This window comes from Levilactobacillus yonginensis, assembly GCF_003946265.1.
Lineage (GTDB): Bacteria > Bacillota > Bacilli > Lactobacillales > Lactobacillaceae > Levilactobacillus > Levilactobacillus yonginensis.
This window is the reverse complement of sequence record NZ_RHNO01000024.1, coordinates 26,873-35,300: the sequence shown is the minus strand read 5'-3', so window position 1 is coordinate 35,300 and position 8,428 is coordinate 26,873. Positions and strand designations below refer to the sequence as shown.

Below are 8,428 nucleotides of genomic sequence, written 5' to 3'. Positions count from 1 at the left end.
ATACAGAAAAGAGGTCCAATTCGAAAGTGAATTGAACCTCTGAAAATCCCTTCATCAACACCGGTTGACAAAGAGCCTAAAAAATTCAAAAAGTCTGGTAATCACGTCACCTCGACGTTGATTACCAGACTTTTTATCTATTTTCGAAACCGAATGGTCGTTCGCTTTTCAAACTGCCTAATCTCTAGCAGACTGGACAGACGACCTATTTTAAGTGCTTAACGACTCGGGCTGGGTTACCCGCTACGACGACGTTATCGCCGAATGACTTGGTAACCACACTACCGGCGCCCACAATCACGTTGTTACCCAGCGTAACGCCCGGACAAATGATGGCGCCACCGCCGACCCAGACATCATCCCCCAACGTGACGGGCTTGCCAATACCCATGGCCCCATTACGCCGCAATTCTGGTTCAGCCGGATGGTTAACAGAATAAATCTGAACTTTCGGTCCCAACAGGCAGTGTTTGCCAATGTGAATGGGACCCACGTCCAGCATGACACAGTCATAGTTGGCAAAGAAATCATCATCGACGTAAATATTGTAGCCATAGTCACACCGAAATGTGGGATGCACACTCACTGAATCCCCAGTAGCACCGAAAAGCTTTCGAATCAATCGTTCGCTTTCGTCAGGATCACTTTCCCCGAGCGCGTTAAACGCCTCCACCTGTTGGCGAGCAGCATCCCGCTGCGCAACCAGTTCGGCATCATAAACGTCAAACAATTCACCGGTAACCATTTTTTCTTGTTCTGTCTTAGCCATAATTTACCTCCATCTTTAGCCAGTTTTATTAGATTATTGTCACAAATCACCCGTCACTCAAGCCAGTGAGACGTCATCAGTCTCAACACAAAGGACAAGCTCTCCCTCTCCACAACCGTTACTGCTTAATCTGTGTGGAGCCGGAGGCAGCCAGGAGTGGCGCTGTGTCGATGTTCTTAGTCGACGTTTTGGGTCGGCTTAGAACAAGGGGCGAGCTTGGAAACGCACGGGTTCGGTGTGGTTTCAAGTCGAGCGAGAAGCCTGCTTCTCAGACTGAAGCGACCCCACAGCGTCGCCCCTGGCAGCCGCAGGCGGCTATAGCCCATTCACTTAAGCTTCATAACTCCAATACCACCAGTCAAACAACAAAGCAGAGAGCAAGCCGCCATCCACCCGACACACCAGTTTGGAGCCGGAGGCAGCCAGGAGTGGCGCTGTGTCGATGTTCTTAGTCGACGTTTTGGGTCGGCTTAGGACATGGGGCGAGCTTGGAAACGCACGAACTTGGTGTGGTTCCAAGTCGAGCGAGAAGCCCGCCCTTCGGCTGAAGCGACCCCACAGCGCCACTCCTGGCAGCCGCAGGCGGCCCCCCTCTCAACCTCCAAACACCTGTGGAAAGAAAAATGGCCAGAACCGCTCTCGGCGACCCCGACCATTTTTTTGACAGAAATTCTAAGTTTACTTGATGAAAGCCTTGTTCATGTTAACCATGGTAGCAAAGTCTTCCATTTGTTCTTCAGTCAATGAGAAGGAAAGCATGGTATGGTGACCACCACCAGCTTGCATCCAAGCTAAGGCACCCTTTTCAAGACCAACCTTTGGCGTCCAGAGTTGCTTAGCAACTGGGAGCTTAGGCGTGTCAGCTTCAGCCTTGTGAGCGTCAACGGCGTAGCTGATCATCTTGAAGCCATCACGGAAGTCAGCAACGGTCACGTCAATGGCGTCGCCTTCTGAACCAGAGAATACCAGACGAGCAGGGTCAGCCTTGCCACCGATATCCAATGGGTGAACTTCAACACGAGGCTTGTCGGAAGCGATTGAAGGGTCGACTTCCAACATATGTGAACCAAGGATGGCTTCGTGGCCCTTCCGTAAGTCCAACGTGTAGTCTTCCATGAAGGCCGTTTGCTTGTTGTGGGACATGATCTTCATGACACGGCCCAAAGCAGCAGTCTTCCAGTCACCTTCGGCACCGAAGCCGTAACCGTCACGAATTAATAATTGTGCGGCTAAACCAGGTAATTGTTCCATACCCCAGAGGTCTTCGAAGTTCGTGGTGAAGGCAGTGTAACCACCCTTTTCCAAGAAACTCTTGATACCGAGGTATTGCTTCAATTGAACACGAACTGAGTGCTTGTACTTGTCAGCATCGTTGTCGCCTTGAACCATTTCGTACTTGCTTTCCAAGTCAGCGTATTCCTTGTCGACATCAGCATCTTGAACCTTGCTGATTTCTTCAACCAAGTCGCCGATACCGTAGTAGTCAACGGTCCAGCCCATTTGGATCTGTGCTTGAACTTTGTCACCTTCAGTAACGGCAACGTTACGCATGGTGTCGCCGAAACGAGCAACCTTAACCTTGAAGCTTTCGTTGTAAGCAACAGCAACGTCTTCCCATGAACCGATCTTAGCTTGGACTTCTTCGTCGCCCCAGTAGCCGTAAACGATCTTGTTGTTCTTACCTAAACGGGCGTTGATGTAAGCATATTCACGGTCACCATGAGCACTTTGGTTCAAGTTCATGTAATCAAAGTCGATGTCAGCGTATGGAATGTTGTTCAAGTATTGGGTAGCCAAGTGAAGTAATGGCTTTTGTAACAGTTCAGTCCCACGGATCCAGTTCTTGGCTGGGGAGAACGTGTGCATCCAAGTAATCACACCGGCAACTTTGTCGTTGTAGTTAACTTCCTTCATGAAGTCAGTGATGCTTTCGGCAGTCGTCATAACATCCTTGAAGACAACCTTGTAAGGTAACTTGCCGCTGGCGTTTAACTTGTCAGCGATGTCTTGTGCATCTTTAGCAACGGACTTTAATTGTTCTTCACCATAAAGGTGTTGTGAACCGGTAACGAACCAAAATTCATAATCTGGTACTGATAACATAAGAAACACTCCTTTAATATAGTAGTTATTTTTGTTTTTATAGTTGGATAACAGTTTTATTGCCGTGCAGCATGTTCCTTGGACTTGGCATTGTTTTGGCCGTAGTAGGCGTTAGCCCCATGCTTTCTGAGGTAATGCTTGTCCAACAGGTATTGTGGCAATTCCAAGTTCTTCTTAGTCAGTTGCATGGAGTGGTAATCCTCTTCCGCAACGACTTCCAAGACCTTAGCGTTGTACACAGCCTTGGCTGGGGTTGGCCCCCAAGCGAAGGGACCGTGTTGGCTAACCAGCGCTGCTGGAACGGCTTCGTAGTCGAGACCACGTTCGTTGAAGGTCTTCACGATGGTTTCACCAGTGTAGCCTTCGTAGTCTTCTTCGATTTCAGCCTTCGTCAACGCGTCAGCGGCTGGCACATCGCCGTAGAACGTATCCGCATGCGTGGTGTTCATTGCTGGGACGTCCATGTTGGCGCCAGCAAATGAAACCGCCCAAGGTGAATGCGTGTGCACGATGCCCCCGATGTTGGGGAACTTGTTGTAAAGTACGGTATGCGTTGGGGTGTCGCTGGAAGGGTTCATTTCCCCTTCGACCACTTCACCGTCGAGGTTTACAACGACCATGTCGCTAGGCTTTAACTTGTCGTAATCAACGCCGGATGGCTTGATGACGAATAGGCCCTTGTCCCGGTCGATACCGGAGACGTTGCCCCAAGTAAAGGTAACTAACCCTAATTTAGGCAGTTGCATGTTGGCTTCGTAAACCTCTTGCTTCAAATCTTCTAACATTCAAGTAACCTCTCTCTCTTAGTCACTGATGGCGTCGCCGGCGGCCGCTTCCACTGACAACCCACTTTGATACTTGCCGATGAACTTACGGTAGCCCTTGACCCCTTCAGGTTCGGGACTTAACGTCATGCTTTCTGGGTTGGTAAAGACATCTTGATCCAAGAAGTCTTCCAAGCTTTCGCCAGTGTTCCGTTGGGCAAAGGCGGCCAGAACTGCCATCCCCCAAGGACCACCCTCACCAGCCGTGCTCATGACCGTGATGGGGATATTTAAGGCGTTCGCCAGGGCCTGTTGGCCGATAACTGGCGTCCGGAATAAACCACCCTGCGCAATCATCACATCAGTTTGCACGTGTTCCTCATTAACTAAGATGTCCATTCCGATTTGGAGTGGTGCGAACGCAGCGTAGAGTTGCGTCAGCATGAAGTTAGGTAAGGAGAAATGACTGTTTGGCGTCCGGACAAATAATGGCCGGCCCGCTTGGATCTTGGTAATGTTTTCACCAGATTGGTAGCTGTAGTTGACCAAGCCACCGGCATCCGCGTCAGCCTTAGTTGAAGCTAAGAATAACGTTTCGTATAACCGGTCAGGCTTCAAATCAATTCCCAGCCGATTGGCAAATTCACCGAAGATGTTCGCCCAAGCGTTAATATCTGAAGAACAGTTATTCACGTGGACCATGGCAACTGGTGAACCGTCTGGCGTCATCACGATATCAATATCGCGATAAACCTTGGATAATGGCTTGTCTAAGACGTTCATTGAGAACGCAGACGTCCCAACGGAGATGTTCCCGGTCCGTTGACGAACACTATTTGTGCCGACCATCCCGGTACCAGCATCCCCTTCAGGTGGTGCCATAACGCTACCAGCTTCCAGATTGCCACTAGCATCCAATAACTTGGCACCGTCAGCCGTCAAACTACCGGCCGCCTTACCAGCTGGTAAGATGTCAGGCAAAATGTCGGCTAACTGCCAAGGATATTGCTTAACGTTGTCCAAGTTGTTGAATTTCTCCAACATATCCTGGTTGTACGTCCCAGTCTTTTCGTCAATTGGGAACATCCCGGAAGCGTCACCCACACCCAAGACCTTTTTTCCAGATAACTTCCAGGTCACGTAACCAGCCAGCGTCGTAAAGAAGTCGACGTTAGCCACGTGATCCTCGTGATTGAGGATGGCTTGGTAGAGGTGCGCAATACTCCAACGTTGTGGAATATTGAAATCAAACAACTTGGTCAATTCATCAGCGGACTGACCCGTAATGTTGTTCCGCCACGTCCGGAAAGGTACCAACAAGTCATCGTTCTTATCAAAGGCCAGGTACCCGTGCATCATGGCACTGATCCCAATAGCATTGATGTGCTTCAAACTTGCGTGATACTTACTCTGAACGTCAGCGGCCATTTGCGTGTAACTCTGCTGAATCCCCGACCAAACTTCTTCAAGCGGGTAAGTCCAAACGCCGTCTTCATAACGGTTTTCCCAAACATAGCTGCCTGATGCGATGGTGTTAAAGTCATCGGTCACCAGAACTGCCTTGATCCGGGTTGAACCTAATTCAATCCCTAATGAAACCTTGCCCGCTTCAACAGCTTGAGCCGTTTCAACTAAGTTCATTTAACTTTACCTCCCGGTTTTTATCATCGTGATAGTGCGTTAATTAATTGCTTTCGACAGTTTCTTCAACTTTTTTCTTACCGTGGTTAGTCCCACGCGCTTCGATTTCTTCAAGTGAGTGGCCACGCGTTTCTGGAACACAGAAGCGGATGAACAGAACACCGAAGACACAGATGATACCGAAGACAGCGAAGACAGCTTCTTGTGACATTGATGCGGTCATGATTGGGAACAATAACCCAACGGCCCATGAACCAATCCAGTTGAAGGATGAAGCCAAACCAGATGCCCGGCCCCGAACAGCTAATGGGAAGACTTCCCCAACCAGAACCCAGGTCAATGGTGCCCAAGTGAATGAGTAGAAGGCCACGTAGATAGATAGGAAGAAGACGATCATCATTGGACTAGCGTTTGGCACGATCCAGTTGATAACGGCTGGTAACAAGAAGGACAAAGCCATAACCGTCCCACCTAAGGTCAACAACGTCCGCCGATTGAATTTTTCAGCGATCCAGATGTAGAGTAATGACCCAATAACCAACAGTACCCCTTGAACGATTGGCCACATCAGAGCGGAACTTGCGGCGCTCCCAGTTGCCTTTTCAACGATCAATGGAATGTAGTAGAAGATGGCGTTGGCACCTTGGAATTGCTGGAAGGCGGCTACACCGACACCGGCGATAACCAAGTAACGGTACTTGCTGTTGAACAGCGTTGCCCAAGACGTCTTTTCCATTGAGTTCTTTTCAGTAGCAGCAGTTTCTTGAATGGCTTTAACTTCGCCTTCAACTTCTTCAGGCTTCCGAACGAAGGACAGCACTTGGCGCGCTTCGTCTAACCGGTTGGCCTTGATCAAGAAACGTGGTGATTCTGGTAACTTCAATACCCCAGCGAAGAGGATGATGGCTGGCACGGAAGCCAACCCTAACATCAACCGCCATGAGATGTTTTCTGGTAAATCTTTTAAAACGAAGTCAATCACGTAAGAGATCAACATCCCGGAAACAATCATGGTTTGGTTGATCCCCGAAAGGCTCCCCCGCAAGTGTGCGGGTGCCATTTCTGACATGTAAGCGGGAACCAAGGCTGAGGCAGCCCCAACGGCTAACCCCAAGAAGATCCGCATCCCAATCAGGTAGAACGTCCCGTTGTTAGGTGAGAACCCACAAAGGATGGACCCAATGGCGAAGATCAATGAGGACATCAGGATCATCCGCCGACGACCTAACTTGTCGGCCAGCTGACCGGCAATCGCGGCACCGAAGATGGCACCGAACATAACGGCTGAAGTCACCCAACCAATCAATGAAGCGTTTGTTAAATTCCAGTCGGTCTTCAGGAATGGTAAGGCCCCGGTCATAACACCGATGTCATAACCGAACAAGATGCCCCCGAATGACCCGAAGAAGAAGATAAATTTGCTGGAAACTGATTTTTTCTTATCCAAAATTCTTTCCTCCTGTTTCACGGTTTTTATCAATAATTGCTATCTAACTAAATTGCTACTTAACGGTCCTATCAATCTCGTGCGAGAAGTTTGCCGGCTTGCTGTAAAAATCACGAGATTGTGAACCGCTTTCATTTGTTAACAAATACAGTTTATTATATTTGTACGCATAAATCAACAAAAACTTTTGTTGTTCGAATTAATTGGGTGGTCGATTGTTGCTATAGCGCGGTTTATGCCATAAAAAAAGTTGTAAGCGTTATCGAAAAACGTTAAACTAAGCGCTTACTAACCGACCATTAAAACGGTTTATTTTGCGTAAACACCCCGTTTCTCCGCAAAAAAAGAGGACGTTTTCACGAACAAGTCGTAAAATCGTCCTCACTAATCAATCACGAGTCATTAATTAGACAAGTTATTTTAATTTTGGTTAATCCGGACTAATCTTGGAGTGATTTTCCGGGTTTCCCGGCCGAGTGTCGAATAATTAATTGGGGGTCGTATGTGATAGATTGCACATCTTGTTTATCCAAGAGTTTTAGCATCATCTTCGCCGCATCCTGACCCATGATTTCTTTTTCGTGGCTCAGGGTCGTCAGACTAGGACTCAGGTACTGGGCCATCTGGTAATTATCGAAGCCCACAACGGAAACGTCTTCGGGAATCCGGAGACCCTGGCTCTTCAGATAGGCCTGTACCCGAATTGCCAGTTGGTCGTTATAACAGGCAATGGCCGTTGGCCGGTCCTCAGTTGCCAGGTAGGAATCGATCCGGTTGGTAATCTTGGTAAAGTCATCCCCAGATTGGTACATAATCAGGTTACTCTTATAGGAAATTTCTGGATGTTGTTGGTACGCCTGAACGAACCCGTTCATCCGGTGGACCCCTTGAATATCATCCACTTGGAAGATCCCCGCAATGCTCTCATGCCCCAGCTCTAACAGGTAATCAATGATTCGGCGTTCCCCACCCACGTCATCCGTGGTGACTGCGGGAAAGTCCAGCTGCGGGTAACTTGCGTTGATAAAGAGCACTGGAATCCCGTCATCTTTGATTTCTTGGTAAAGGTCCATGTTGGGGTTAGGCAAGGCACTTTGCGTGGGTTCAATGATCAGCCCGGCAACTTTCCCATTCAACATGTTGATCAGGTTCTTGCGTTCCTTTTGGTGGTCGTTATGGGTATTCCCCAGTAATAACGAATAACCACTATCGGAGATGACCTGGTCAATACCGTAGATGATTCGGGGGAAAATGTAATCCGCAAAGTGCGTCGTGATGACCCCAATCATGTTACTGTCGCTCTCGGTCGTCCAATCCTTATGCCAGTCCTGAACGAACATGCCACCACCCTGAATCCGGTAAATGAAGTGCTCGGTCTCCAAGTCCCCGACTGCCCGGCGGACGGTATAGCGGGAAACGTTGAACTGCTCCATCATTTCAGTTTCCGTTGGCAGTTTATGATCAATTTGATATTGGCCTGAAAGAATGGCCTCTTTCAGGGCATCTTTAACCTTTTGATATTTATTTTCCATGTTTTCTCTCCATCACTCATTCGGTCGGGCCAGCAACTACCACCTGACAAGTCGAATGAATTTTCCCTAAATACCTGACGAACACGGTGGTTATTGCTCGCCGTCGATTTATTTGTAAATTTGTTTGGTTATTGTTAGCATAGCAAACTTATTTCGTTTTTCCAACGGACAA

Annotated in this window: 6 protein-coding genes; all 6 read right to left on the bottom strand. The window is 48.5% G+C overall.

Translation table 11 applies throughout. The annotated features are described in order from the left end of the window. Positions 1-205: 205 nt before the first annotated feature. Positions 206-769: a sugar O-acetyltransferase gene (locus EKM87_RS10525; RefSeq protein ID WP_125684555.1), complete on the bottom strand. Its 564-nt coding sequence runs from the start codon at positions 767-769 to the stop codon at positions 206-208. A 678-nt stretch (positions 770-1,447) separates the two neighbouring features. Next, on the bottom strand, positions 1,448-2,872 hold the full coding sequence (araA, locus tag EKM87_RS10520; protein ID WP_125684553.1) for an L-arabinose isomerase: 1,425 nt from the start codon (positions 2,870-2,872) through the stop codon (positions 1,448-1,450). 56 nt (positions 2,873-2,928) lie between these two features. Next, entirely contained in the window at positions 2,929-3,657 is a 729-nt protein-coding gene (locus EKM87_RS10515) for an L-ribulose-5-phosphate 4-epimerase (protein ID WP_125684551.1), read from the bottom strand. An 18-nt stretch (positions 3,658-3,675) separates the two neighbouring features. After that, entirely contained in the window at positions 3,676-5,277 is a 1,602-nt protein-coding gene (locus EKM87_RS10510) for a xylulokinase (RefSeq protein ID WP_125684549.1), read from the bottom strand. A gap of 43 nt (positions 5,278-5,320) precedes the next feature. Beyond that, positions 5,321-6,724 (bottom strand): sugar porter family MFS transporter, encoded by a 1,404-nt coding sequence (locus EKM87_RS10505; RefSeq protein WP_125684547.1) that lies wholly within the window; start codon positions 6,722-6,724, stop codon positions 5,321-5,323. 440 nt (positions 6,725-7,164) lie between these two features. Beyond that, positions 7,165-8,256 (bottom strand): GntR family transcriptional regulator, encoded by a 1,092-nt coding sequence (locus EKM87_RS10500; RefSeq protein ID WP_125684545.1) that lies wholly within the window; start codon positions 8,254-8,256, stop codon positions 7,165-7,167. Between the last annotated feature and the right edge of the window lie 172 nt (positions 8,257-8,428).

Excerpts from the sequence above, each read along its gene's own strand:
- EKM87_RS10515 (WP_125684551.1), bottom strand. The coding sequence starts at position 3,657 with ATGTTAGAAGATTTGAAGCAAGAGGTTTACGAAGCCAACATGCAACTG.
- araA (WP_125684553.1), bottom strand. The coding sequence starts at position 2,872 with ATGTTATCAGTACCAGATTATGAATTTTGGTTCGTTACCGGTTCACAA.
- EKM87_RS10525 (WP_125684555.1), bottom strand. The coding sequence starts at position 769 with ATGGCTAAGACAGAACAAGAAAAAATGGTTACCGGTGAATTGTTTGAC.
- EKM87_RS10500 (WP_125684545.1), bottom strand. The coding sequence starts at position 8,256 with ATGGAAAATAAATATCAAAAGGTTAAAGATGCCCTGAAAGAGGCCATT.
- EKM87_RS10510 (WP_125684549.1), bottom strand. The coding sequence starts at position 5,277 with ATGAACTTAGTTGAAACGGCTCAAGCTGTTGAAGCGGGCAAGGTTTCA.